This is a genomic window from Candidatus Methanomethylophilaceae archaeon (genome assembly GCA_017524805.1).
Lineage (GTDB): Archaea > Thermoplasmatota > Thermoplasmata > Methanomassiliicoccales > Methanomethylophilaceae > Methanoprimaticola.
Genome location: JAFXUX010000043.1, coordinates 30,163 through 54,898, shown reverse-complemented (window position 1 = coordinate 54,898; position 24,736 = coordinate 30,163). Strand labels below are relative to the sequence as shown.

Here is a 24,736-nt window from a genome sequence, read left to right as displayed (position 1 = left end):
TTTCTCTTCTCAGTTTGGCTATACCGGTTCTCAGAGATCGTTCCTGAACACGTGGTAATGCCTGGACAGGGAGCTGTGGACCCTTTGGACGCACATGCGTTCGAGGCTCATGGTGCTCAGCTCCATCGGATGCGGGAGGACGATCCCGGCTCTCGCCCCATGTTTGAGGACCTTCGGTATTGCCTCCCCGGCTCTTCTGTATATGCGGTCTATGTCCTCGCCGCCGGTTTTAGTGGATCTTCCATACGGCGGGTCGGTGCAGACAGCGTCCAAGTCAGAGAATCTGTCCCCTATCTCGCCTATGTCCAGAACGTCGCAATCGCTCAGCTTCATGCCGTAGAAATCCATGTTCTCACGGCACCCGATGACCATCTCTTCGTCGAAATCGGACGCGATGGCTTTCATCCCCATGGATGCCGCCTCTATGACGATGCCTCCGGTCCCGCAGAACGGGTCCAAAACTGTGCCGCCTGTCCTCACGCAAGCCATGTTTATGAGCGCGCGGGCGTATTTCGGATGGAGCGATATCGGCGAGAAGAACGGTCTCTCGCTGACTTTCCTTTTGTTGAGGAGGTCGGTTTCGGTTACTCTCTCCTCTATGAAAATGTGGACTCTGTCGCTCATCAGCATTTTGACGATGACATCGGGATGCTTGAGGTCGACGTCGTTATGCTTCGACAGCAGACCTCCGACCTTGCGGACGAGAGCCTGGGAATCCACGTCCCTCATCATGCCTTCGAATCTCTTCCCCCTGACCGCGAACGTCCCCTCAGGGAGTTCGGCGCTCTCCAATCCGGAGACGTCGCCAGGATCATAAGCGCCGAGATAGCGGCCGAGGCTGTGGGTCATCCCCAAACGGTCGGCGATCTCATCGAAGAAGCGGGCGTCGAATTGCGCTATGACATACCCGGGTCCGGAGGACGTTATTCTGTGGCAATCCGTCACGGCTTTGAGGCAGCCCTCGACTTCGGCCTTGGGCATGTCTTTGGATTCGCCGCTGAGCTCGAAGAGAAAATGGGGGCAGGTCACGCCCCCGGTTAAGTTTCAGTCCTTAATACCATCTTCGGTCACGGTGAAGACGGCCTCTCCCTCGGGGAGGTTGGGCGAATCGATGAGCCTTGCGATTCTCTTGCCGGCCTTTCCTTTTCTGAGGTAGATACGGAAGGTGGCTGTGTGGCCCACGATGTTCCCGCCGATGGGTCTGGTCGGGTCGCCGAAGAACGCGTCAGGTTTGGCCGCGACCTGGTTGGTGACGGCTATGACGGCGTTGTTGACCGTGGCGAAGTTGAGGAGGTCGTGCATATGGCGGTTGAGGATCTGCTGCCTCTCGGCCAAAGATCCCCTTCCGACGTATTCCGCCCTGAAATGGGATGTGAGCGAGTCCACTATGAGGAGCCTGACCTTCATGGTCTGCGCCATCTCCATCGCCTTGTCGACGAGGAGGACCTGGTGCTGGGAGTTGAACGCTCTGGCGACGTGTATCCTGCTCAGCGTCTGGTCCGGGTCGACGCCAAGGTAATTCGCCATCTGTATGATTCTCTCCGGCCTGAAAGTGTTCTCGCTGTCTATGATGATGACGTCCGAGTCGAGCCCGCCCCTGTCCTCTGGCAGGGTGGCGTTCACCGCGAGCTGGAAGCAGACCTGAGTCTTGCAGCTTCCGAACTCACCGAAAAACTCGACGATGGACTGGCTTTCCAGGCCTCCGGCGAGGAGCTCGTCGAACGCTTTGGAGCCGGTCGTGAGCTTGGTTATCGTTCTCCTTCTCTCAAGGATGTCGGTTCCGGTTTCGAATCCGCCAATGTCCGCGCAAAGCTTCGCACCCTCGATGATGTCCATTGCTTTCTTCTCGCCGATCTCGCACGTTTCTGCGAGCTCTTTCGGTGAGGCTACGGCAATGGCCATCAGATCGTTGTATCCTGCTTCGCGGAGTTTCTCTGATATGGCTGGTCCTACTCCTGGTATGTCTTCAAGGGTCTTGTGGGCCATTGTGATTCCTCAGATTGCCATGCAAGAATCGGTATTTAATAGGGGACAGAGGGGTCGCCGAAAGTGCGAAAGTGGGTATTACCAATGAAAACCGGCCGTCATATGCTGAAGACGGACCAATCCCAGCTTTCTGCCGCGCATATTCTGAGCTCTTTTTTCCTGAGGTCGTATATGGACGTATGCGAGGTCTTCCCAGGCGAGGACATGAGTCTGTCGGCCATGTCCAGCATCCACTCCTTCATAGGGGTGCGCATCCCGAAATCGCCCAGCCCTGCCGGCGAATAGTCGCCGTAGCACTCGCTGATCCAAGGGGAATCCCTGCCTCCTGCGGAGTTGGAATAGGCGGTCCTCCTCAGAAGCTCGGGAATAGGCTCCTCTTCGAGCAGGATGCGGTATCTCTCCAAGCCGACCGGGTGGTTGGGAAGGTCGGCTTCCGTCTCGAAACCGGATATGTGGAAATCTGTCAGATATTCTGCGTCGTAGATCGCAGTCATCCTTCCGCCGACGAATTCCAGGGCGACCGAATCTTTTCCGTCGGCCATCAGGAAATGCACTTCCGGATTCCCGGGCGCAGAATAGATGTCCTTTTCGGATAGGAGCCTCGCAGCGGAACCCACGGAATCGGCGTTGTCCAGAAGGAAGCGCACGCATGTGAGGGCATTCATCCTATCCTTCCCGAGGGCGCTCCCGGACGAGCGGCCTTTGTCGTTCCATCCTATGCCGCTGAGGCAGCATGCGAAACCCGAATCGTTGATGCCGTCGGCCATGAGCCATTCGGCCATATCCCCCGAGCCGAACGAAACCCCGATGGATTCGCGGTTCCCGGAGCGCGACCTCACTATAGCGGCGTCCTTCCCGCCGATGCCGAAGTTCCTGCCGAGGAATCCATCTTTGCATATGGCGGAGCAGCCGCGGATGTCTGTCTGCATTCTGTCGGCGATGCGGCGGGCGCTTTCCGCGTCGATTTCAGAGGTTGCTTCCACGAGGCTGACGGTCATTGGCAAGCCTCTGATTTCGCTTTGCAGGGGGCGTCATCGGAAAGGAATCTGGCGGCGAAGCTCGTAGCCGGGACGAACTCGAAGAATCTGTCGTAGATTCTGGTGGTTATGAACGCTACGAAATACCCTGTAACGAAGGCAGATACCAGCGTTCCGATTCCCAGATCCACGATTTTGCCCAGGGCGAGCCAGCAGATAATAGCGGATATGGAGATGCAGCTGAGGTCGAACGCGGTCTTCACGATTCTGTATCTGATCCTGTAGGTGATGACGGCGTCGCGGATGAATATGTCCACCGGAAGCAGGGGGATGTAGCATCTCATGAAGAAGGACACGCCGAAGAACAGCAGGATATGCGCGGCGACGATGTAGATCAGGTCCAGCTCAGTCGATTTCGGGAGGCCGCTGAGAAGGCCCTTCATGACATCCAGGAAGGCGCTGAACAGCAGGGCCACGATTATGGAGAACGCATAGCTTCCGCTGGCCTTCTTCGTCATCAGTATGCACAGCCCGATGAGCGCCAGCTGGTATATGACGTTCCACGCGCCGAAACCCAGCTCAGGCATGGCGTAGCTGAGCATCAGGGGTATGGACGATATCACGGTGGTGCCGTACCCGCTCCTGATGAACAGGCACACTGAGAACGCGACCAGCAGCAGCCCGCACAGCAGCGCCAGCTCGCATGGGAACCTTATCTTTCCGTCCGCCATGGCATCATCCCGGCGATGCGTATCCCAAGCCAGTTGTTAAGGCTGTCCGTCGGTTTCCCGATAAACCTGGGATTATCGCACGCGCATCCTTATGAGGTCCAGCATCTCCTTCGAAGGGATCCTGCGGATTACCATGTCCTCCGGCATAGGGTCAGCGGGCTCCTCAATGACTTTCATGGGGCGTCTGGATCTGGCGGATTCCACAGCGCGATCGAGCTTCCCCCGGCTTTCGGCGTATATTCTGAAGAGGGTGTCCCCTTCTTTCACGCGGTCGCCCTTCTTGTGGAACAGGTAGATTCCCGCTCCGACGTCGGCCGGGGCCCCGGCTCCTTTTGCTATTGCCACGAGATTGGATCCATCAAGGTCCTGGACGACACCAGTCCTTTTTGCGTGCACATCCTTCCAGAACGATCCCGGGGAGAGGTCGTCGGAAGATAGGTTTCTGTCCCCTCCTTGCGCCTCGACGATCTCGAGGAACTTTCCGCGGGCTTTTCCGGACCTGAATATCTCCGATGCGCGGGCTTTTCCGTCCTTCTCGCCGGACATCTCCAGAATTATTCCGGCCAATCCGCACGCTTTGTCTACGACGTACGGGTCCGGATCGCGGTTCTCGAGCGCCATTATGCACTCTTTGGCCTCCAATATCGGGCCTATGGCGCGGCCGATCGGCTGTTCCGCCCTGGTCACGGCGCATTCTACGTGAATTCCGAGGATGGTGCCGAGGTCTATCATGCCATCGGAGAACGCTTTGGCCGCGTCCATGTCGGGGATCTTCGATCCGGGGCCCATCGGGATGTCCATCAGGAGGTGCGTGGTCCCCAAGGATATCTTCTTGCTCATGATGGAAGCCATCATCGTCGGCCAGGGGTCTATCCCCATCGGGCGCTCCGCTTTTATGAGCTTGCTTCCGATCGGCGCGTAATCCTCGTTGCCGCAGGCGAAGACCCCGCCCACTTTGGATACGGCGTCTCTCAGGCGCCTGGAATCCATTTCGACGTCGCAGAAGGTGTCGACGAAATCGGATGTTCCGCAGGCGCTGCTGACCGCGCGGGATGACATCTTCGGGATTATCAGCCCTTCGGACGCGATTATCGAGACGACGATAGGGGTGATCTTGTTTCCTGGGACCCCTCCCAAGCTGTGGAAATCGAAAATGGGCTTCACGCCGAAGTCAACATGGGCTCCGGTGTCCGCCATCGACCTGGTGAGGTATGCGACCTCGGACAGGTCGGAGTTGTTGACGTTGAACGAGGAAACGAAGGCGATTATCTCCTTCTCGGAAAGGTTGCCTTCCATGGCATCGGACACTATGGAATCGATCTCCTCTTTGTCCAGCTTCCCGCCGTTTATCTTCTTCCTGATGGAGCGGATGGATTCCGGCTGGGGGGAATACGAGACTTCGACCTCGCGCCTGGGCTTCGCGGAGCATTTCTCCATCACCGATGCGGGCATCCTTATCGTCCCTTTCTTGACGGAGTCCGAGATCAGGACGGCCGTGACCGCGGTCCCTTCGAAGGCTATGCGGATGCGGTCGCCCGGGCTGACTCCAAGCTTAAGGCAGTCGTCCCCGTTCATCAGGGCTATTGGTTCGGAAACCGTCAGGTCGGAATCGAGCGCGATGAGCCGCATGGTGCCGGAGTAGGTCGCAAGCGCGATAAATCGGTTGCCATCCGGGAAGCGGCTGCGTCGAAGCAACATGCAGGCCATCAAAAGAAGCGGCCGGATAAAGGAAGGCCTCCCCCGACCGGAAGAGGCCGGTTTTATCAGAAGTATCTGCCCTGTCTCATCCTTTCCAAGGCTATCTTGATGCGCTCGACCGGTTCGGTGACGGTCATCCTGATGTAACCCTCGGCGGATTCTCCGAACCCGGATCCCGGGGTGACGATCACTCCGACGTCGATCATCTTCTGTGTGAATTCCGACGAGGACATGCCGCAGTTGAACCACACGTAGAACGTCCCTTTGGGCATCTGGACGTCGAATCCCAGGTCTCTGAGGCCGTCGACCAAGGTCTTCCTCCTTTCGGCGTAGATCTTCATGTTGTCGGCGATCTCCTCGGGGGTCTCCCCATGCTCCCCATACATGCTCAGCGCTTCGATGCCCGCCTTCTGAATGAATATGGGCGCGCCGGAATCCGTCTGCCCTTTGCACTTCTTCAGCCCTGCGATCAGATCGGGGTTCCCGACGGCGTATCCGAGCCTGAATCCGGTCATGTTGAACGTCTTCGAGAAGGATCCGAACTCTATGCAGTCGGGTCCGGCCTGGAGCGCGGAGGGCGCCTTGTATCCGTCGTAGCACATCTCTGAATAGGCGTTGTCGTAGCATAGAATCGTGCCGTTCTCCTGGCACCAGTCGTAGACCTTTTTGAGATATGCGAGGTCGCAGGTGGCTCCGGTGGGGTTGTTGGGGTAGTTCAGATAGAGCATCCTGGCGTTCTTGGGGCACTCGTCCACGTCCAGGAGCCATCCCTTCTCAGCTTTCAGCGGCACCTTGACGCACTTGGCTTCGTTGAAGATGGTTGCCGCTCCGGAGTACACCGGATATCCGGGCGAAGGCGCGATGATGGTCTCCCCGCCGTTGACGAACGCCTGTGCGATGTTGAATATGGCCTCTTTGGAGCCTATGGTCACGCACACCTGGGTGTCAGGGTCCACCTTGACCCCGTATCTTCTGCCGTACCATTCCGCCACGGCGGCGCGGAGGTCCTTCTCGCCCGCGGACGACGAGTATTTCTGGTTCGCATTGACCCCAGCCTCTTCGCGCATCCTGTCGACTATGCGCCGGGGCGTTGGGAGATCCGGGTCTCCGATCCCGAAGTCGATCATGTCCCAGCCCGCGGCCTTCTTCTCCGCCGAGAGCTGCTCCAATCTCACGAAGAGATACGGAGGTATCTGCTTGAGCCTGTCTGCCTGTTCGAATTTCATATTATCAACTCAGATGCTTCCCTCGAACACGAGTTCGGCCGGACCTTCCATGAGGACATATCCCAGGTTTCTGTCGGCCGTTATCCTGAGCCATCCGCCAGGGAGGCGGACATCCACCGGCTCTCCGAAGGGGACCAAGCCGTTGAGGGCGGCCGCCACCGTCGAAGCGCAGGCTCCGGTGCCGCAGGCGAGGGTCCAAGCGGCGCCTCTTTCGTAAACTCTTATGTGGATTTTCCCGTCCTCTATCCTGCAGAACTCCACGTTGGTCTTCCTGGGGAAGAACGGGTGGGATTCGAGGATGGGCCCCAATCTGTCGACCGTGGGGCCGTCCAGAGGGCTGAAGGTGATGAAGTGCGGGTTGCCCATGGATACCGCGTTGGCTCTGAATTCCACTCCTCCGGCCTCGAAAGGCTGGTCTATGAACCTTCCGCCGCGGTCGATCGGGATCTCCCTTCCTTCGAGGATGGGGGCGCCCATGTTTATTCTGACGGTGCGGGCCTTCCCATCTTCCACGGTGACGTCCGCCTCCAGGTCTCCGGCGAGGGTGTGTATGGAGAACCTTTCCTTCTTGACGATGCCGAAGTCGTAGGCGTGCTTGGCGACGCATCTGATGCCGTTGCCGCACATCTCCGCTTCGCTCCCGTCGGCATTGATTATGCGCATGGTGATGTCTGTGCCGGCGCCGGGGAGCACATAGAGCACTCCGTCCGCTCCGATTCCGAAATGGCGGTCGCAAGCTTTCCTGCACCATCCGGCATCTATCTCGAGCGAGCCGTCCATGCCGTCCAGCAGGATGAAGTCGTTCCCGATCCCCTGGTACTTCCAGAACTTCATTTCCTGAGCCTCTCAGGTATTATCTGGTGCCTCCACTGCTCCTCGACGGTCTCGGCCTCGCGTATGAGCTCAGCCTTTCCGTCGTTGACGAGGACTTCAGCGCAGAGCGGCCTGGAGTTGTAGTTGCTGGACATCGAGAATCCATACGCCCCGGCGTTGTACACCGCGACGATGTCTCCCTCCACAGGGTCCGGAAGCACGCGGTCGTGGGCCAGATAGTCCCCTGTCTCGCATATGGGGCCGACGACGTCGTATTTGGCGGTGCATGCCTTGCCGAATTTGTTGGCCAGAGCCACGTAGTGGTAGGAATCGTACATCGCAGGTCTGATGAGAGTGTTGAATCCCGCGTCGCATCCGACGTACTTCTTGGTGCCGGCGTCCTTGACGTCGTTCACCTTCGTCAGGAGGATCGTTGAATCGCATATGATGTATCTTCCGGGCTCGAGGATAAGAGTCTTGACATCCGTCTCCTCGGAGATCATGTCGGTGAGCATCGATGCCAATTCCCCGACGTCCATCTCCTCTTCCTGGGGCCTGTACGGCACGCCGATGCCTCCGCCCATGTCGATGAATTCCAGGTCTATGCCCAGCTCGGCGATTTCGTTGGTCAGCCCGACCAGAACCTCCATCATCTCCGAGAAAGGCTCCACGGATTGTCCTCCGGAACCGATGTGGGCGTGTATCCCCCTGATGTCGAAGCCAAGGTCCTTGGCTCTGGCGTAGGTGCCGATCACATCGTCCAGCGGGATCCCGAATTTGGCGCCCTTGTTGCCGGTGATGACCTTGGCGCCGTGCCCGGATCCGACTCCGGGGGTGATCCTGAACGATACCGGATATCCCGGCGCGATCTTGGCCAGCCTTTCCATCTCGGAGACCGAGTCCAGGTTGATCATCACTCCCAGGTCAGAGACTTCTTTGAGCTCCCTGTCGCTGACGTTGACGCCGGTGTACATGATCCTGTCGGGGGTGAATCCGGCCTTGAGGCAGGCCTTCACTTCTCCGATGGAAACCGCGTCGATGCCGGAGCCTTCCTGCTCCAGGATCCTGAGTATGGCCAGGTTTGTGTTGGCTTTGCAGGCGTAATGGATCTTGGTGTCCATGAACCTGGAGAAAGCACCGCAGATGTTCCTGTAGTTCTCCCTGACCCTTTGCTCGTCAGTGACGTATACCGGCGTACCGAATTCCTCCGCTATCTTCGCGGCCGGAACTCCGCCGATGATCATCTGCCCATTTTCGCTCTCGAATTCGCGCATCATCGTATCAGCTCATGTATTTGCTGTGGAGGATCTTCACCACGTCGACCACTTTGCCCATCGGGACGACGAAATTAAGGGAGACTTCGGATGCGCCTTCGGAGATCATCTCCACGTTGGCGTTCGCCTCCTTCACGGCGGAGAAAATGTCCCCGCAGACGCCGCACTTGTTGAGGAGGTTGTCTCCTACCGCGCAGATGAGAGCGACCCCGCTCTTCACATCGATCTTCTCGATGTCGTATCCTTCGATGCTGTTTATCTGCCTCAGAGTGGTCTTGACGTCGACGCTGCTCACGAGGAACGCGACGGTGGACAGGGACGTCGATATGGAATAGATTATCGCGTCCGCCGCGGCGACCATTTCTAATAGCTTCGCAGTCATGGCCGGCCTGTAGGCCATCTCCGCGGAGCTGATTGTTATTATCGACAGGTCTGTCTTGGCTGCGACGCTTCTGAGAAGGTCGTTCTTCGGCTTTCTGAGGTGGTGTATCAGAGTGCCGGGCTCCTCAGGCTTGAACGAGTTCCTGACTTTGAGGGGGATGTGCCTCATCCTGACTGGCTCTATGGTTCTGGGATGGAGGACTTTGGCGCCGAAATAGGCGAGCTCGGCCGCTTCGCCGAAATTCATCTCGTCTATCTTCTTCGCGTCGGGGATTATCCTGGGGTCGGCGGACATGAATCCGTCCACGTCGGTCCAGATCTCCAGCATGTCGGCCCCGATGGCGTTGGCTACCACGGCCGCGGCGTAATCCGATCCGCCTCTTCCGAAGGTCAGCGGTTTGCCTTCCGCCGTGACCCCGTAGTATCCGGTTATGACCGGCACGATGCCCATGGAAAGGAGCGGCCTGACTCTCATCCCCATCTCCGCCTCGCTCTTCGGCAGGTTGGCGGAGCCGTTGAGGGGGTGGCCCTCCGCCACGACTCCGGCATCCTCCGACGTTATGGCTTTCGCATCGACTCCCATGCCCTTCAGAACATGGGCCAGAAGGAGGGTGGAGAAGCGCTCGCCCTGGGATACGACGCCATCCTTGTAGTACGGGTCGGCTCTGTCGGATCTCAGCGCATTTTCGAACGCAACCATCCTCTCGTCGAACTCCGCCCTGAACGCGTCCATGGCATCGCCCTCGAAGAGTTTCTCCGCTGCGGTGATGTGCTTGTTGGCGAACTGCTCCTTCACGCCTTCGATGTCGATCTTATCGCTCTCGGCCGCGGACACGAGGAAGTTCGTGACTCCCGACATGGCCGAGGCGACCACTATTCTTTCGCCTTCGGTGTTTGAAACTATCCCGGCGACTCTCCTCAAAGCTTCGGGGGAACCTACGCTGGTGCCTCCGAATTTCATTACGGTGATCATCTTATGACCTCTGCAAAATGGATGGGATCAGCGGGCCGGAACCCGCATTTTTTCAGAGCAATCCCAGATCTCTCATGACAGGCTCCACGATGGCCCTTCCCTTCCCTGAGAGGGGCGTCAGAGGCAGCCTGGGGGTTTCGGTGCCGTATCCCATGCGGCTCATCACATACTTGATCGGAATGGGGTTGGTCTCGCAGAACAGGGCGTTGAACAGCGGGAACAGCTCGTTGTGAAGCTGCATCGCGGTGTTGAACTCTCCCTTGCGGGCTCTCCCAACCATGTCGGACATGAGTCCGGGGCAGCAGTTGGCGGCGACGGATATGACACCGTCGGCACCGAGGCTTATCAGCGGGACGGTTATGCTGTCGTCTCCGCTGAGGACCTCGAATCCTTCCGGCCTGCGGGCGAGGATGGACTGGATCTGAGTCATGTTTCCGCTGGCTTCCTTCACGCCGGCGATCCCGGGGAGCTCCGCCAGAGCCATCAGGGTGTCGACGTTCACGTTGCATCCGGTTCTTCCAGGTATGTTGTACACTATGACCGGGCAGCTTATGTTGCGGGATATCTGCTCGTAATGCTTGTACAGCCCTTCCTGCGTGGGCTTGTTGTAGTAGGGGGTGATCGACAGGATGCCGTCCACTCCCAGGTCTGCGGCCTTCTTGCTCAGATCGACGGCTTCGGAAGTGCAGTTGCTCCCGGTCCCGGCGAGGATCCTGCACCTCTTGGACTGGTCCCTGACGATCTCGATCACATGTATGTGCTCTTCGTGGCTGAGGGTGGCCGATTCCCCGGTGGATCCGCAAGGCACCAGCACATCGACCCCGTTTTCCTCCTGGAAATCGACGAGCCTCCTTAGCGCTTCCTCGTCTATCTCTCCGTATCTGTCGAAAGGCGTTACTATCGCCGTTCCAGTTCCTGCAAACATGTTATGCCTCCCCGAAATGTTCCTTGAGTATGAGGCGCGTGCGGGTGCTGAGGATGTTGTCGTAGCGCCTGACGCGTTCGATTATTTCGTTCAGATGCTGGGATGACTCGACGTCTATGATGGCGATGATGTCCTGGTCCCCAGTGACCTCGAATACCTCCGTTACCCCCTCATAACCGGCTAATTCCCTGGCGATCTGCTGGGTGTCGGTGTTCACGTCGATCCTTATCTCCACGAGCGCCTTTACGTTCTTGGAACTGGTTTTGATGGTGAATCCTCTGATGACGCCCTCTTCGGTCATCCTGTGGACTCTGCTGCGGACGGTCCCCTCCGATACCCCCAGCTGGTTCGCTATCTCGACGAAGGGGCATCTGGAATCCTTCTTCAGGATCTCTATGATTTTTTTGTCGAGGTTGTCTATCATAAGGCCGGCATCCTGCTCATTGAGCACGTCGGACGTAAATCAATTTTGTTATTTAAATCATGGTAATTCGTTACCTTCATAACGGAATCCATAGATGCTATGACGTAAAAAGGGGTAAGAGGTTTGGTATTCTGCGGATTTCGCAGAACTCAATCGTAGTTGTCCCCGGGTCTCTTCTTCCCGTCGGCGTTCATTATGGTGACTTCGTACTTGGTGTACGGGATTTCGACTCCATTCTCCTTGAACAGCTCTAACATGCGTTCCCTCAGTTCTCCGGCGTAGTTTCCGCTGCTGTCGAAGTCGTCGACGTAGGCTGCGAGCCTGATCTCGATGCCAGAATCCAGGAAATTGGTGAGCCTGGTGGAAGGGGCGGACCTCGTCTCGCTGATCACCACATGCGGGTGCTCGTTCGCGGCCTGGATCATAAGTTTCTTCGCGAGCTCCAGATCGGCTTCGTAAGCTATCGACATGTAGACGTAGATTCTGACGTCGTTGGTCTCCTTTGTGACGTTGGAGATCGTGGCCGATGTCAGGACGTTGTTTGGCATGGTGATCGTCTGGTCCACCTCCCATGTGTACAGCTCTGTGAACATCAGTTTGACTGATTTGACGATGTACACGGTGCCGTTGACTTTGATGTAATCGCCTTTCCTGAACGGCCTGGTCGCCAGCAGGACAATTCCGCTGAAGAACTGGCCGAGGACGTTCTGCGCTCCCATGGTTATTCCCAAGGTCACCACTCCGGCGCTCATCAGTATCCCCGCCAGATCCACGCCGAAGGATGCGAGGATCACGGTCACGGCCGCCACGGCTATGGCGATCTTCCCGAGCATCTTGAACAGGGGCACCAGCGAGGAATCCACGCCTTCGACGTCTATGCTGTCCATCCCCCTGAACAGGATGTGGAGGATGAAGGTGTAAATGCGCCACGCCAGCAGCGACCCTATGATAACGTAGGAGACTGTGGAGACGGCTCCGAGAGCATAGCAAACGCTCGGGTCGGCGCCGACTATCTGCGCGCACAGGTTCAGCGAATACACGAACATCAGGAACGCGGTGATCTTGGTGACCGATCTCTTGAACTGGACTTTCTCCCTTTCGCTGACGTTCCCTTTCGCCAGCCTGGTGAGGAGGGGGACGAGAGCATAGCATACGATCACGTTCAGGATCAGAAGGATGACCATGGTGACCAAAGATGGGAACCAAGGATCTCCCAGCACTCCATCCAATGTGTTCGGGATCAGCCCGAAGAACTTGTTGTATTGGTTGTCGGAGCTGTACGTTGAAGTTACGTTCAGAGTTATCTCGACGGTTTCGATGAATTTCCCGTCTCCGCTGAGGCTCTGAACGTAGATTTCGAACGGAATGATGTAAGTTCCGCTCCTGACGTATTCCGCCGCCTTCACAGTGATCTTCGTAGACGCGTATTTTCCGGGGGCCGCATCGATGCTGCCGGATTCCGGCGAGATCGTGGCGACGTCTTTCATCGACGCTTCCTTGAGCACGGCAGCGATGACTTCGGACGAGCTGTTCGTCAGATAGATGGTGCATCTTTTGGTGGAGTTGCTTTCGATGCTTATCGAAGGGGCATACGTCGGGTTCGATGAATCGTAGCCTATCTCGGGTATGCTAACGCGGAATTCGTCTTCGGTCAGGCCATCGGAAGGGACCAGCGGAATGGAAGCCATCAGGACGAATGCGATCGCCGCCATCGCCACGGCCATTTTAACGCGCATGGAAACAGGATATTGCAGGTATATATCAAAATGACCGATGGTTGTCGCGATGTTATGGGAAAGCCTTCTTTGGGTCGTCTGCGCGATATCCGTATCATTGGTTCTTTTGTCCGCCGCCCGCTCGGACGTCTTTACGCGCGAGGTCAGCGATACCCATTGGGCGGCGATATGCGCGGTCGGCATCCCGTGCTCCGCTTTGGCCCTGCTGGGAAGCATCCCGGCCCTTCCGGTGGCGATATGTTCGATTTCCTCCGCGCTGATGGCGGCTTACGTGCTTTCGGAGAGGGCAGGCGGGCATTGGGCATTGGCGGTTTCGCTGGCATTATCGATGGTCTCGTACCTGATATGCCCGCAATGCTCGGGGAGGGAGGCCATGCTGTCGCCGGCCATCTCTTCCGTCCTGTTTTTGGTGATGTATTACTCCGGGATTCTGGCCGGGGGCGCCGATGCCAAAGCTCTGATCTCGCTGTCTCTGGCGTTCCCAGCTTACCCCTCGATACCTGGGTTGCCTCTGTTATGGGCGCCTCAATATCCAGCATCCGCGGTGGTCTCGCTTCCGGTGTCAACGCTGATCGTCGCGGTTTTGATATCCCTCCTTCCGATGGCAGCCATCGGAGCCAAGAACGTTCTGGAGGGCAGGTTCGGGCCGAGGATGCTCACGGAATATCCGATGCTGTTGAAGGAGGCGGAGACATCGTACGTGTGGCCGGCCGTGGATGTGGAAGGGGGCGAGCTGGTCCATCGCAGGCCTGCGGGAGATGTCGAGGCTGTCTACGCCAGGCTGAAATCCGAAGGGATCGAAGAGATAACTGTGACGCCGATGATACCGTTCGTGGCGCCGATAGCGATAGGGTTCGCTTTGGTGATCATCCTCGGGAACCCGTTGTTCGGGTTGCTTTGAAAGAAAACAGAGCCGGGTTGCGGACGGCTTCCGGATCTTGTCCGACCCAGACTCCGATATTCATTATGGTAGTGTACTATAAAACTTTATTGGATGTATATGCCATCAGATTCATCAAACATATTGTTAATTTTCGGTCAAATCATGCTCAAAGTCTGATATTCATCCTATGGCGGCAGGCGGCGCATCTGTCTCCGTCGAGGGAAACAGGGTCCACCAGGTATCCCAGCCTCCTGATTACGGTGGCCCCGCATTCCGGGCAGTAGGTGTCGTCGGCGCTGTCCGTAAGGGTATTGCCTACATACGCATAGTTCAGCCCGATCTCCATGGCCATATCCCTGCAATGCATGACCGTTTCCACCGGAGTCCACTGCACGTCCATCATCTCGTTGTCGGGGTGGAACCGTGTGAAATGCACGGGAACGTCTTCGGAAAGGCTGTCCCTGACCCAGCGGCAGAATTCCGCTATCTCCCCGTCGGAGTCGTTGTATCCGGGGATGACTAAGTACGTCAGTTCCAGATGCACTCCGCATTCATGGACGATCTCCGCGCTTCTGAGGACGTCTTTCAGGTGGGCTCCGCAGACTTTCATGTAGAATTCGTCGGTGAACCCTTTGATGTCGATGTTCATGGCATCCGTCACCTTGCACAGCTCTCTGAGCGGCTCCTCGGTCACGAGGCCGTTGGTCACCAGAATCAGCTGCAGCTCCGGATCCACTTTCATGACGTCCATGATGTATTCGAACCAGATCATCGGCTCGTTGTAGGTGAACGCGATGGCATCCTGCTTCTCGTTGCGGCATAGGTTGACTATCTCGTCCGGTTTCTTGTAGGTGCTGCGCTTCTTGCCGGACGGCAGCTGGGATATGGCGTAGTTCTGGCAGTGCTTGCAGTTCATGTTGCATCCCACCCCGCCGACGGAGAAACATCTGGAGCCCGGCCTGTAATGGTACAGCGGCTTCTTTTCCACGGGATCGACGCACAGAGACGACACCTTCCCGTAGGAATAGGCCACAAGCATGTCCTCGTCTGCCCTGCGGGACCCGCATCTGCCGTAGCTGCCGACGGCTATCCTGCATCTGTGGGGGCACAGCCCGCATATGTAGGCGCTCCCGTCCTTCTCGTAATATCTGGCTTCCACGCGATCGTTAATAACGGCCATTTGAGATGACGCTCCTTTTTCCGTTCTTCATGAGCTCGGCTTTCCCGCTGCTGTTCGTTATCCCTATGATAGAAAATTCAACTCCGGATTCGTAAATCTTTCTCATATTGCTCCTGTTCGCGGTGAAAAGGAGCTCGTACTCTCCGCCGCAATCGAACAGGAGTTTTTCTATCGGGATCTTCGCTTCTTTCGCGATCTCTTCGACGTAGTCTTCGCGAGGTATGAACTCCATTTCGATCTCTATTCCAACGCCGGACATGGAGCACAAAGTGTTCAAGGCGGTGCCGAGGCCGTCGGATAGGTCGATGCATGATGATATGGCCCCGCATTCGGCCAGCGCCATGCCATCCGCGACCTTTGGGATGGGCATGTAAAGCGAATTCTTGGCTTCTTCAGCTTCTATGCCAAGATCCAGAGCCTCCAGCGCCGCCGCGGGGCCCCCTATGGAACCGGTGACGGCCACGAAATCTCCCGGGGCGGCTTCGCTTCTCAGCATAGGTTTTCTGTCGTCCATGCTCCCGATGGCGGTCCCAGCCACGATCCCGGGGCCTGGTTTGGTGTCGCCGCCGACGATTCCGGTGCCGCAGAATTCTGCGCATTGGTCTATTCCGCTCATGATGTCGTATGCCGCCTGCGCCTCAAGATCCTGGGGGAGGGCGAGCGCGGCGAGGAAGCCCGTAGGTCTTGCTCCCATGGCGGCTAGATCGCTGAAATTGACGGCGGCGGCATACCAGCCGAACTGCTCATAGGTCATCCCTGCGGGGAAGTGCCTGTCGAAAGTGACTATGTCGGTGGTCACCACCACCCCTTTTTCGATCACTGCGGCGTCGTCCCCGGGGCCTACCCGGCCTTCAGGCCTGATGAAACTTCTGAAATCGTCGATGAGTTGGCGTTCGCCGATATCTTCTATCAGGGGCATCGGACGGTGAATCCATGCTCCCTGTTAAAAGGTTGTTCGGAGGCGCATCCGACGCTCACCTTATTTATTAGTGCACTGTTAAGAGGGTCAGATAATCATGATGATCGACGTGAAATACGGGAAAGACGGAGTCCAGAAAGTGGACATTCCCGATGCCAACTATTTGGGCACATTCTATCCCAAGGATGTGGTTTGCGGGGACCCGGACGAAGTCATAGGGGAGTCGATCGGCAACCCCTTGGGATGCGGTTCCCTGGAGGAATTCCTCGAAGGCGGGAAAGACATCGTCTTCATAGTCAACGACGGGACCAGGCCCACCCCCACCGCCAAAGTTCTGGACGCGCTCTCCAAGAGGATGGACCTCAGGAAGGCCAGATATCTCATAGCCACCGGCACCCACAGGGATATGACCTCTGAGGAATATGATTTCGTGTTCGGATCGCACTATGCCGAGCTCAAAGACCGCATAATCTGCCATGACGCCAAGAAATCCGAGTGCGTGAATCTGGGGACGTCCAAGAACGGCACCCCGATGGAAGTCAACAAGATCGCCGTGGATGCCGACCGCCTCGTCATAATCACTTCGGTGGAGCCCCATTACTTCGCCGGATACACCGGAGGGAGGAAGTCGTTCCTGCCCGGAGTGGCGTCCTTCAGGACCGTGGAAGCGAACCACAAGCTCGCGATGAGCATGGACGCCCAGTCCCTCGCTCTTGAAGGCAACCCCGTCCACGAGGACATGATGGATGCGCTGGCCGTCGTCAAGGGCAAGAAGATATTCTCCATCCAGATGGTCCTCGACAGGCACCAGAACATATACAAAGTGGCTTCCGGGGACCTGAACCAGGCCTTCGCCCGCGCCGTGGGCTGGGCCAACGAGGTGTTCTCGGTCCCCATCCCTGAGAAAGCGGGGATCGTCATCTCCGTCGCCCCCTACCCCATGGACGTCGATCTGTACCAGTCGCAGAAGGCTTTGGACAACGGGAAATGGGCTCTGAAGGAGGGCGGAACCATCATAATGGTCTCCAAATGCAGGGAAGGCATCGGCCATGCCACCTTCCTCACTCAGCTGTCTTCCTCTTCGGACCCAAAGAAAGTCTTGGAGAACCTGAAGGCCGAGTACAAGCTGGGATACCACAAGGCTGCCAAGATGGCCGAGATCGCCACCTGGGCGAACATATGCGCGGTGACCGATTTGGACCCGGAGATCCTGAGGAAAGCCAACATAACTCCATATCCGAGCGTTGCCGACGCGGTTGCGGAGGCCCTCAAGAAAGACCCGTCCGCGAAGGTCATCGTCCTCATGGACGGAAGCGTCACCATACCGAAGGTGGCCGAATGACTTTCGAAGCGGACAAGCTGGAGGCGGTCAGGAAGGCCGTCAACGTCTGCACCATGTGCGGGTTCTGCAAGAGCGTCTGCCCCTCGTTCAAAGCTATCGGGTGGGATTCGGCTCTTTCCAGGGGACGCATCGTGCTTACTTACGGTCTTCTGAACGGCGACCTTCAGCCGGACGAATCCCTCGTCAGGAACATGTACACGTGCACCACCTGCGCGGATTGCGTGAGGAGATGCCCATCCAAAGTGGATATCGTCGATATAATCGAGATGTGCCGCGCCGACCTCGTGAAGAGCGGCAACATCCTCCCGAAGCACAAGGCCATGTGCGAGAACATCCTGGCCGATGGCAACCCTTTCGGGGAGAAGGCTTCAAGGCGCCAGACGCTGGGGAAAGAGCCGCACAAAGCGAAGATCGGGTATTTCGTCGGCTGCACCGCCACGTACAGATCCAAGAAGACCGCGGAGGCGACCTTCTCCATACTGGACAAGCTCGGAGTTGATTACACTGCCGTGGACGAGGTATGCTGCGGATCCGTCATGCAGAGGGTCGGATGGCCCCTGGACGACGTCACTGAGCTCATGAAGAAGAACGTCGAGGCCATCCGCGCCATGGGTGTAGAGACTTTGGTCCTCGCCTGCGCCGGATGCTACAGGATGTTCAAGATTGAGTACCCCAAATACGTGGACGTCCCGTTCAAGGTGCTCCACATCACCGAATTCCTCGCAGAGCAGGATCTGAAGCTGAAGCCGATGGATGGAGTTGTCGCCACTTACCACGACCCCTGCCATCTGGGAAGGCACTGCGGCGTGTACGAGGCGCCCAGGGAAGTCATCAAGAAGATTCCCGGCCTGGACTTCAGGGAGATGGAATTCAACCGCAGCACCAGCCATTGCTGCGGAGGAGGCGGAGGAGTCAGATCCGCGTATCCCGAAGAGTCCATGGACATCGCCAATACCAGGCTGGATGAGGCGTCGTTCGCCGACGTGATCATAACGACCTGCCCGTTCTGCGTCAACAATCTGGCTTCCGCCAAAGGGGACAGGAAGGTCGAAGTGAAGGATCTCGTGGAGATCATCGACGGGCTGCTCTGAGCATGGAATTCCAAAGAGCCTCCCTCCGGGGAGGGCCTATAGTAATGGGCATCCTCAATGTGACGCCCGATTCTTTCTCCGACGGCGGCGTTTGGTCGGATCCTCGCGCCGCCGCCCGCCATGCCTTCGAGATGGAGGACCAAGGGGCAGGGATCATAGACGTGGGCGCGGAGTCCACCCGTCCCGGTTCGTCTCCGATCTCGGCCGAGATTGAGATATCGCGTTTGGCGCCCGTTCTGAGGGAGATAGTCCCGTCTCTGAGCGTGCCGGTGTCGGTGGACACCATGAAAACCGCGGTGGCCAGGAAGGCGGCGGATCTGGGCGCGGACATAATAAACGACGTCAACGGGCTCAGGGACCCAGGGATGCCGGAGCTCTGCGCCGAGGCCGGCATATGCGCCATAATAATGCATAACCCATGCGGCCCAAAAGATCAGCATTCGTCTCTGATGGGGGACGGATACATGGATGAGATACGCGATTTCCTCAGGGAGCGCGCCGCGGCGGCTCTGGAGGCCGGAATCCCAAGGCAGAAGATAGCTTTGGATCCCGGGATAGGCTTCGGGAAGACTCCGGAGCAGAATCTCATGGTGCTCCGCAACTCCCGCTTCTTCTCCGACGGGTATCCGGTCCTGATGGCCTCTTCCAGGAAGAGGTTTCTGTCTCTGGCTTACCCCGGCATGGACCGCGACGAGGCTTCCGCCGAGGCGGCATGGGAATCGGTCAGATGGGGCGCGGATATGGTCAGGGTGCATAATGTCGCTCTGACGGTCAGGAAGTTGGATCGGCCTCGATGAGCTTGGCATATTCTTTTTTGGCCCATTTGACTCTTCTTATTGCAGATTTTTTCATCCACTCTTTCGCTTTGTCCAGGTCTTTATCCACGCCCAGCCCGTCGCGGTAAGCCCTTCCAAGGTATCCCATGGCTTCGCAGTTGCCTTTCATCGCGTATTCCTCGGCTTTCTCGGCCATCTCATCCAATTCGCCCTTGTCTATGAGGATGCGGAGGAGATAGGTCTCGCACCAGGATATGCCTCCCTTTGCCGCCTCTCTCATATGGGCCTCGGCTTCCTCCGCATCGGCATTGCCGTCTTCCCTTTCGAACCATATCCGTCCGATCATGCCTTCCAGTTCGTATTCAAGCGCCGGGTTGTTGGCCTTGTTTTTGAGCGTCGATGCCAATTCGAGCGCCGCATCGTACTTCTTGGTTACGAGATTTCTTTTCACGCGCTTGACCCCATTGTTCCTGGAGACCATGGCGCCGATCCGCATCGCGTCCAATTGGGCGCAGAATTCCATGTATCTTCTGTCCAGCGCTCTGTCGAGGTCCGGGACTCCTTTGACTATGTCCTCGATGCATGCGAAGGCATAGTCGTAGTACTCTTGGACGAAATGCGCAGGGTTGTAGCCCCACTTGTGGGCGCCGTCGCAGATGTTCTCGGCGGGCATGCGTATGCAGCGGCATCCCAGCTTTTCCTTGAATAACAGCGTGTATCTTTCTATCTCCCTGCGCCTGTTCTCGATTATCTCTCTCTGCATGGGCGCAGTCCTGCCAGCTCTGTCCATCCTAAGGATGCCATCTCTGATTTCGAGGAGGATTATCTTGTCGCCGTATCTCTTTTTGACGAAATCGCACGTGGCATCTATCATCTCATTGAGATTGGGGGCATCCTCGAATTCCATCTCTTCGATAGATTCCACGGCATAGCCCCTTTTCTCTATGGCCGAGCAGATCTCCTGCTGGGTCAGCCTTTCCTTCATGATGTAGTGGGTCTCGCCTCCGTAATTAACCGCGTACAATCCGTACGAAAGCGCCCTGAGGTCGATCAGAACCCAATCCGAGCCGGAAGTTTTGAGGTACCTGTATCTTTTGTTGAGTTCATCCAGCTTCAAGCGCTTTATGAATTTCTTGCCGGTCAGCATGCTCTCGGTGGCAAGCTTGTCCTCGTCCAATTCTTCTTCGTCCAGGAAATAGGGCATCGACAGCCTTACGTATTTTCCGATCAGGAATTCGCGGTCATCCTTGAGGCCGAAGACATCGCGGCTGACGCACACTCCCATGATGTCGATCGTCGCCAGAGCCTCCGGATGCTGGTGGGTATCATCAGTCCCGCTCACGATTCCCCTTCCTCCCTCTCTTCTTCTTCCGATTTGACCTTTGCCTCTTTCGCTTCCGCCTTTTTGCACATGAGGAGCCATTCGGCGGATTTCGCCTCGTTTTTGGGCAATCCCCTTCCATCCCTGTAGGCCTATCCGATGCAGCCTTTGGCCGTCGAACTCCCCTCTTGGGAATCGGCGAATGCGCGGGAGACCATCTCCAGCAGCGATTCGGGGGTATCGATCTCCCAGAGCAAGCCGAGAAGCTCATTTTTTGCCCATTTTGTCCCTGAATCCGCGGATATGCGCATCAGTCCCGTAGCTTTCGCCAGATCGGCGTTGCCATCGGCTCTGTCGCGCCAAACTCTCGCCTCGAATCCTTTCAGCCTTGATACCAACGTTTCGTTCCTCGCGATCTTCATCCAGTCATCGATGACCGCCAGAACCTCTTCGGGATTGTCCATGCCCATGGAATCTATTTCGCCCAGTATGTTCAGCGCCCTTAGGTATGGGTCGCTGCGGAGGATGTCCATGTTATTGGCGATTTCGATGCTCAGATCATTGATCTTGGCTCTTGTGTCCTCCTTACCATCGATGACGGCCCTCAGGCATGCGCTGATATAGTCGTAGACGGCGGCAGGGTAATGCGATGTGCTTCTTCTGATCGGGCAGTCGATGACGTTCGTCGGCGTGCGGACGTAGAAGCATCCCAATCTGCCTTCCAATCTCAGGGCTACCGCATTCCCCGACAGGGACATGCGGGTCTGCTCCCTGTTATCATAATATACGACGTTGGCCCCGATGGTCTAGGTCCAGTATGCGTCTCTGATGTCGAGCAGCACGGCATTGCTCCCGTACTGCTCTTCGATGAGATCGGCAAGGGAATCGAGGAAAGCATCGGAGTCTTCCATGCCGTAGAACGCGGCTATGCGGAACGGTTTATCGTCATTCTTCTGCCTCAGCTCGGATCTGAATCCGCCGGCGCAAGGCACGTATACGGTAGGTTCTTCGTCGACAGCGAACCAATTGGACGAAAGCGACCTTACGTCGATCGCAATCCATTTTGATTTCTTCTTCGGGATATCGGCTTTGACTTTCCTGCTTCCGCCGTCCAACGAGACCTTTATGAAATTCTTGACGCCGAACCCGCTTCTGCAGAGCGTTTCCAGGGTTATCCCGTCGGGCTCTCCCCCCAGTACGTCAATCCAGATCTATTTCGGCAAGCCTTTCTTCGCGCTCATTTCCCGCCCGTTCCATCCCTGCGTTTGCTCTTGGTTTCCTGCGCTTTCGCCATATTCGCATCCAGACTTCTCAGCTCTCTCTCGGCCCAAGGAACTTTCATCTCCGCTGCCTTAGACAGGCATTCCCTCGCCTTGGCCAGGTCTTTCTTCGTGCCTTTGCCGTAGCGGTATGCCCTGCCGAGGTATCCCATTGCGATTCCGCTGTGGTTCGCGAATCTCTGGGCTTTCTCGACGAGTATGTCGGCGTCCTCTTCCCAAAGGAGCTGCATGTACTCCAGGACGGCCCATTTCACGTCCCTGACGGACGCCTCTTCCAGCCACTTCTCAGCAATCGCCTTGTCCTTGCCGACGCCTTCGCCGTTCTTGTAGGCCCTCCCGACGAACCCGATGGCCTCGCCGTTGCCTAGGGAAGCATACCTTATGGCAGCCTCCAGAGTCTCTTCATAGTTCCCGGATGCTCTCAGCATGCCCAGATATTCGGTCTGCGCCCATTCTATCCCGCTTTCCGCGGACGATTTCATGAGAGCCATCGCCTTTTCCGGGTCTGCCTTCCCATCAGCCCTGTCGCGCCACAGCTTTCCTATGGCGCCGTCGAGCTCCGCTTCCAGCATAGGGCTGTTGGCTCTTTTTCTGAGGTGAGTCGCTGTTTTTATGCAGAGGTCCGCGTTGCCCCTTCTTTCCATAAGATCGGACACACGGCTGACGGCGTTCTTTCTCGACAGCATCTTCCCGGAGCGTATCGCGTTCAGTTGGGCGCTGAATTCCATGAACCTGCGTTCCAGCGACCTATCCAGATTGGGGATCCCGCTAACGATGTCGTCTACGCACGCATAAGCGTAATCGTAGTATTCTTGGATGTAGTGGGCGGGCGTATCTCCCCACCTCTGCCAGGCATCGCTTATGATGTCGGAAGGTATGCGGATGAAATGGCAGCCGAGGTTTCTGAGGATCATCCTTGTGAACTTGTCGATGGTGCTGTTCATCGATTCCGCTTCCAAGGTGCGGTTCAGGGCCACGTTCCCGAAGCGGTCCATGCGCCATAGGGCCTCCTTCTGTTGGAGGAGGATCACGTTGTTTCCGTATCTCTTCCTTATGAAATCGCAGGCGGCATCCACCATCTCCGATGTCCCCGGGATGTCATCGATCTTGACTTTGCGGAGAGACTCCAATTCCAAGCCCCTCTTTTCGACGGCCTTGCGCATCTCCTCCTCGGTAGTGGTGTTTCCTAGGAAATAGTGCGTTTTCCCGCCGTATCTGGCCTCCCAGTATTCGTAGGAGACAGTTCTGATCTCCAGAAGAAGCCATTCGGAACCGGATTCCCAGAGGCCTTCCTCGCAAGTTCTGTTGAGGTCGTCCAGCTTGCGGCGGCGGAGATATCTGGTCTTGCCTTTGACGTCGTCGTCTCCCAGGCGCTCGCTCTCTTTTACGCGCTCGTCGTCCGCGAAGCTGGGGAGCGATGGGCGGGTGTATTTCCTTATCTCATATTCGTTGCAGTTGGCCACTCCGAACACGTCGCGCCCTATGCATACGCCCAGCACGTCGAATGGCGGTTTCCTTTCCGGCACGGCCGGACCTTTGGAGATGTCATCGGTCATGGCAGTCACTCCGACAGCGATATGGTTTCGGTCTTCCGTTCCGCTTTGGCGAGCCATCTCCTCGATTCAGCGGCGTTCTTGGGCAGCCCCACGCCCTCTTCGTATGCCCAGCCGAGGAATTCCATCGCGTCTTTGTCCCCCTCTATGGAATAGTTATACGCTCTGGACACCATCTCCAGCAGGGAGTTGGGGGAACCTTCCGCCCACAGCGCGGATAGCAGCTCCCTTCTCGCCCATATCGATCCGGAGTCGGCGGATTTCCTGAGCAGGCGGACGGCTTTCTTCAGGTCCGCTTTGCCGTCATCCCTCTCGCGCCATGCCGCTCCGATGCGTCCCTCGATTTCTGCCTTGAGGATCTCGCTTTTGGCTACGGCCATCTTTTTGCGGAGCATGCCGATGATCTCGTCCCAATCGTCCATGCTTTCCTTTTCCTTTTCCATACTCTCTAGGAATGAGACCGAAGACAGGAACGGGGCTCTGCGGGCCGCGTCCATGTGGTCGGCTATCTCCAATCCCAGCGTCCTGAGCTTTCTGGAGGCTTCCGGCTTTCTGCTCGCTATAACTTTGACGCAGTCTTTGACGTAGGCGTAGAAACCCTCGCCGTAGCGCGGCATCTCGTCGCTGTCTTTTCCGCGGCCGACTATGTTCGAGGGAGTGCGTATGCAATGGCATCCGAGGGAGTCGACCAGCATCAGGGAGAGCATGTCTTCGGCTTCATTCCTGCGCGCGGAATTCGGGTCGTCAGCGGGAACCACGTTCCTTCCCGGGGTGGAGATCCATGCCGGGTCTCTCAGGTCGAAGGCTATGACGTTTTTCCCATACTTTTGCGCGATTGAGGAGAGATCTTTGACGTATTCGTCGAGGGCTGGGATGTCGGCGAACCCGATCCTGCGGACCGATTTGGCTCCGCCCATCTTCAGCTCCCTCACGGACGATCCGGTGCACGGCACGTATCTCACGTCTTCGTCCTCGCTGATCGCCTCGAAATGGTCGCATGCGATGGATCTGATGTCGATGGCCAGCCATCTCGACGGGTTCGCGGGCGGCGTTATGGGCTCCGCTTCGAATTCGGCTCTTATGATGTTCCCTATCCCAAAATCGCAGATGAGCATCGTCTCCAGCATCGCCCCGTCGGGGCACCCGCCCAGAACATCGAAAACGATTCTCCCGTCAGTCTTTCCGCCCATAGCACTCCTCCTGAATGCGGCCTATCGCCATCACCGAATCGTATACTACATAAAATA

23 protein-coding genes are annotated in these 24,736 nt (G+C 57.2%); 4 read left to right on the top strand and 19 right to left on the bottom strand.

Annotated features, from left to right (window positions below; genetic code table 11):
* Window positions 1-30: 30 nt before the first annotated feature.
* The 12 genes from IKP20_08880 to IKP20_08825 all read right to left on the bottom strand — a co-directional run bounded on the left by IKP20_08880 (window position 31) and on the right by IKP20_08825 (window position 13,144).
* A complete protein-coding gene (locus IKP20_08880; GenBank protein MBR4505059.1) occupies window positions 31-981 on the bottom strand; it encodes an RsmD family RNA methyltransferase in 951 nt (316 codons plus the stop codon).
* Window positions 982-1,044: 63 nt separating this feature from the next.
* Window positions 1,045-1,986, bottom strand: coding sequence for a DNA repair and recombination protein RadA (gene radA / locus IKP20_08875; GenBank protein MBR4505058.1), 942 nt, complete (start codon window positions 1,984-1,986; stop codon window positions 1,045-1,047).
* A gap of 98 nt (window positions 1,987-2,084) precedes the next feature.
* Window positions 2,085-2,984 carry a hypothetical protein gene (locus IKP20_08870; GenBank protein ID MBR4505057.1) on the bottom strand — a complete coding sequence of 300 codons (900 nt, stop codon included), beginning with the start codon at window positions 2,982-2,984 and terminating at the stop codon, window positions 2,085-2,087.
* Complete coding sequence (locus IKP20_08865; protein MBR4505056.1) at window positions 2,981-3,694, bottom strand: hypothetical protein; 714 nt, start codon at window positions 3,692-3,694, stop codon at window positions 2,981-2,983. Before IKP20_08865 ends, IKP20_08870 begins: the two co-directional genes overlap by 4 nt.
* A 72-nt stretch (window positions 3,695-3,766) precedes the next feature.
* On the bottom strand, window positions 3,767-5,323 hold the full coding sequence (locus IKP20_08860; GenBank protein ID MBR4505055.1) for a thymidine phosphorylase: 1,557 nt from the start codon (window positions 5,321-5,323) through the stop codon (window positions 3,767-3,769).
* 134 nt (window positions 5,324-5,457) lie between these two features.
* Entirely contained in the window at window positions 5,458-6,618 is a 1,161-nt protein-coding gene (locus IKP20_08855; GenBank protein ID MBR4505054.1) for an aminotransferase class I/II-fold pyridoxal phosphate-dependent enzyme, read from the bottom strand.
* Window positions 6,619-6,627: 9 nt separating this feature from the next.
* Window positions 6,628-7,452 carry a diaminopimelate epimerase gene (locus IKP20_08850; GenBank protein ID MBR4505053.1) on the bottom strand — a complete coding sequence of 275 codons (825 nt, stop codon included), beginning with the start codon at window positions 7,450-7,452 and terminating at the stop codon, window positions 6,628-6,630.
* A complete protein-coding gene (lysA, locus tag IKP20_08845) occupies window positions 7,449-8,705 on the bottom strand; it encodes a diaminopimelate decarboxylase (GenBank protein MBR4505052.1) in 1,257 nt (418 codons plus the stop codon). Before lysA ends, IKP20_08850 begins: the two co-directional genes overlap by 4 nt.
* A 7-nt stretch (window positions 8,706-8,712) precedes the next feature.
* Window positions 8,713-10,059 (bottom strand): aspartate kinase, encoded by a 1,347-nt coding sequence (locus IKP20_08840; GenBank protein MBR4505051.1) that lies wholly within the window; start codon window positions 10,057-10,059, stop codon window positions 8,713-8,715.
* A gap of 52 nt (window positions 10,060-10,111) precedes the next feature.
* Window positions 10,112-10,984 (bottom strand): 4-hydroxy-tetrahydrodipicolinate synthase, encoded by an 873-nt coding sequence (locus IKP20_08835; GenBank protein MBR4505050.1) that lies wholly within the window; start codon window positions 10,982-10,984, stop codon window positions 10,112-10,114.
* A gap of 1 nt (window position 10,985) precedes the next feature.
* Window positions 10,986-11,408: an Lrp/AsnC family transcriptional regulator gene (locus tag IKP20_08830; protein MBR4505049.1), complete on the bottom strand. Its 423-nt coding sequence runs from the start codon at window positions 11,406-11,408 to the stop codon at window positions 10,986-10,988.
* A gap of 149 nt (window positions 11,409-11,557) precedes the next feature.
* Window positions 11,558-13,144, bottom strand: coding sequence for a mechanosensitive ion channel family protein (locus tag IKP20_08825; GenBank protein ID MBR4505048.1), 1,587 nt, complete (start codon window positions 13,142-13,144; stop codon window positions 11,558-11,560).
* A gap of 37 nt (window positions 13,145-13,181) precedes the next feature.
* Between IKP20_08825 and IKP20_08820 the strand changes: the two genes are divergently transcribed.
* A complete protein-coding gene (locus tag IKP20_08820) occupies window positions 13,182-14,045 on the top strand; it encodes a hypothetical protein (GenBank protein ID MBR4505047.1) in 864 nt (287 codons plus the stop codon).
* Window positions 14,046-14,193: 148 nt separating this feature from the next.
* On the opposite strand, the gene amrS is transcribed toward IKP20_08820, so the two are convergent.
* Together amrS and thiL are read right to left on the bottom strand one after the other, a co-directional pair.
* The gene (gene amrS, locus IKP20_08815) at window positions 14,194-15,207 is read right to left on the bottom strand and encodes an AmmeMemoRadiSam system radical SAM enzyme (protein MBR4505046.1); all 1,014 of its coding nucleotides are present in this window, start codon (window positions 15,205-15,207) and stop codon (window positions 14,194-14,196) included.
* Complete coding sequence (gene thiL / locus IKP20_08810) at window positions 15,194-16,126, bottom strand: thiamine-phosphate kinase (GenBank protein MBR4505045.1); 933 nt, start codon at window positions 16,124-16,126, stop codon at window positions 15,194-15,196. The genes amrS and thiL overlap by 14 nt, the downstream gene beginning before the upstream one ends.
* Window positions 16,127-16,223: 97 nt before the next feature.
* On the opposite strand from thiL, the gene larA reads away from it, so the two are divergent.
* Genes larA through folP form a run of 3 tightly spaced genes read left to right on the top strand, consistent with a single transcriptional unit; the run spans window position 16,224 to window position 19,356 of the window.
* Entirely contained in the window at window positions 16,224-17,468 is a 1,245-nt protein-coding gene (gene larA / locus IKP20_08805) for a nickel-dependent lactate racemase (GenBank protein ID MBR4505044.1), read from the top strand.
* Window positions 17,465-18,559 carry a 4Fe-4S dicluster domain-containing protein gene (locus IKP20_08800; protein ID MBR4505043.1) on the top strand — a complete coding sequence of 365 codons (1,095 nt, stop codon included), beginning with the start codon at window positions 17,465-17,467 and terminating at the stop codon, window positions 18,557-18,559. The genes larA and IKP20_08800 overlap by 4 nt, the downstream gene beginning before the upstream one ends.
* A 2-nt stretch (window positions 18,560-18,561) precedes the next feature.
* Window positions 18,562-19,356, top strand: coding sequence for a dihydropteroate synthase (gene folP / locus IKP20_08795; GenBank protein MBR4505042.1), 795 nt, complete (start codon window positions 18,562-18,564; stop codon window positions 19,354-19,356).
* On the opposite strand, the gene IKP20_08790 is transcribed toward folP, so the two are convergent.
* The 5 genes from IKP20_08790 to IKP20_08770 form a co-directional block, all read right to left on the bottom strand.
* Window positions 19,331-20,677 carry a sel1 repeat family protein gene (locus IKP20_08790; protein ID MBR4505041.1) on the bottom strand — a complete coding sequence of 449 codons (1,347 nt, stop codon included), beginning with the start codon at window positions 20,675-20,677 and terminating at the stop codon, window positions 19,331-19,333. The genes folP and IKP20_08790 overlap by 26 nt on opposite strands.
* A gap of 131 nt (window positions 20,678-20,808) precedes the next feature.
* Window positions 20,809-21,414 carry a hypothetical protein gene (locus IKP20_08785; protein ID MBR4505040.1) on the bottom strand — a complete coding sequence of 202 codons (606 nt, stop codon included), beginning with the start codon at window positions 21,412-21,414 and terminating at the stop codon, window positions 20,809-20,811.
* Between the two features lie 48 nt (window positions 21,415-21,462).
* Window positions 21,463-21,771, bottom strand: coding sequence for a hypothetical protein (locus IKP20_08780; GenBank protein MBR4505039.1), 309 nt, complete (start codon window positions 21,769-21,771; stop codon window positions 21,463-21,465).
* A gap of 122 nt (window positions 21,772-21,893) precedes the next feature.
* Window positions 21,894-23,492: a sel1 repeat family protein gene (locus IKP20_08775; GenBank protein ID MBR4505038.1), complete on the bottom strand. Its 1,599-nt coding sequence runs from the start codon at window positions 23,490-23,492 to the stop codon at window positions 21,894-21,896.
* Between the two features lie 5 nt (window positions 23,493-23,497).
* Window positions 23,498-24,679 carry a sel1 repeat family protein gene (locus tag IKP20_08770; GenBank protein ID MBR4505037.1) on the bottom strand — a complete coding sequence of 394 codons (1,182 nt, stop codon included), beginning with the start codon at window positions 24,677-24,679 and terminating at the stop codon, window positions 23,498-23,500.
* Window positions 24,680-24,736 lie beyond the last annotated feature (57 nt).

What these genes read in the sequence shown, in the direction of transcription:
- IKP20_08870 (MBR4505057.1), bottom strand. Translation starts at nt 2,984, where the DNA reads ATGACCGTCAGCCTCGTGGAAGCAACCTCTGAAATCGACGCGGAAAGC.
- folP (MBR4505042.1), top strand. Translation starts at nt 18,562, where the DNA reads ATGGAATTCCAAAGAGCCTCCCTCCGGGGAGGGCCTATAGTAATGGGC.
- larA (MBR4505044.1), top strand. Translation starts at nt 16,224, where the DNA reads ATGATGATCGACGTGAAATACGGGAAAGACGGAGTCCAGAAAGTGGAC.
- lysA (MBR4505052.1), bottom strand. Translation starts at nt 8,705, where the DNA reads ATGCGCGAATTCGAGAGCGAAAATGGGCAGATGATCATCGGCGGAGTT.
- IKP20_08830 (MBR4505049.1), bottom strand. Translation starts at nt 11,408, where the DNA reads ATGATAGACAACCTCGACAAAAAAATCATAGAGATCCTGAAGAAGGAT.
- radA (MBR4505058.1), bottom strand. Translation starts at nt 1,986, where the DNA reads ATGGCCCACAAGACCCTTGAAGACATACCAGGAGTAGGACCAGCCATA.
- IKP20_08825 (MBR4505048.1), bottom strand. Translation starts at nt 13,144, where the DNA reads ATGCGCGTTAAAATGGCCGTGGCGATGGCGGCGATCGCATTCGTCCTG.
- IKP20_08770 (MBR4505037.1), bottom strand. Translation starts at nt 24,679, where the DNA reads ATGGGCGGAAAGACTGACGGGAGAATCGTTTTCGATGTTCTGGGCGGG.
- thiL (MBR4505045.1), bottom strand. Translation starts at nt 16,126, where the DNA reads ATGCCCCTGATAGAAGATATCGGCGAACGCCAACTCATCGACGATTTC.
- IKP20_08785 (MBR4505040.1), bottom strand. Translation starts at nt 21,414, where the DNA reads ATGTCCCTGTCGGGGAATGCGGTAGCCCTGAGATTGGAAGGCAGATTG.
- IKP20_08850 (MBR4505053.1), bottom strand. Translation starts at nt 7,452, where the DNA reads ATGAAGTTCTGGAAGTACCAGGGGATCGGGAACGACTTCATCCTGCTG.
- IKP20_08865 (MBR4505056.1), bottom strand. Translation starts at nt 3,694, where the DNA reads ATGGCGGACGGAAAGATAAGGTTCCCATGCGAGCTGGCGCTGCTGTGC.
- IKP20_08880 (MBR4505059.1), bottom strand. Translation starts at nt 981, where the DNA reads ATGCCCAAGGCCGAAGTCGAGGGCTGCCTCAAAGCCGTGACGGATTGC.
- IKP20_08775 (MBR4505038.1), bottom strand. Translation starts at nt 23,492, where the DNA reads ATGACCGATGACATCTCCAAAGGTCCGGCCGTGCCGGAAAGGAAACCG.
- IKP20_08860 (MBR4505055.1), bottom strand. Translation starts at nt 5,323, where the DNA reads ATGCGGCTCATCGCGCTCGATTCCGACCTGACGGTTTCCGAACCAATA.
- IKP20_08855 (MBR4505054.1), bottom strand. Translation starts at nt 6,618, where the DNA reads ATGAAATTCGAACAGGCAGACAGGCTCAAGCAGATACCTCCGTATCTC.
- IKP20_08835 (MBR4505050.1), bottom strand. Translation starts at nt 10,984, where the DNA reads ATGTTTGCAGGAACTGGAACGGCGATAGTAACGCCTTTCGACAGATAC.
- IKP20_08840 (MBR4505051.1), bottom strand. Translation starts at nt 10,059, where the DNA reads ATGATCACCGTAATGAAATTCGGAGGCACCAGCGTAGGTTCCCCCGAA.
- IKP20_08800 (MBR4505043.1), top strand. Translation starts at nt 17,465, where the DNA reads ATGACTTTCGAAGCGGACAAGCTGGAGGCGGTCAGGAAGGCCGTCAAC.
- amrS (MBR4505046.1), bottom strand. Translation starts at nt 15,207, where the DNA reads ATGGCCGTTATTAACGATCGCGTGGAAGCCAGATATTACGAGAAGGAC.
- IKP20_08820 (MBR4505047.1), top strand. Translation starts at nt 13,182, where the DNA reads ATGGTTGTCGCGATGTTATGGGAAAGCCTTCTTTGGGTCGTCTGCGCG.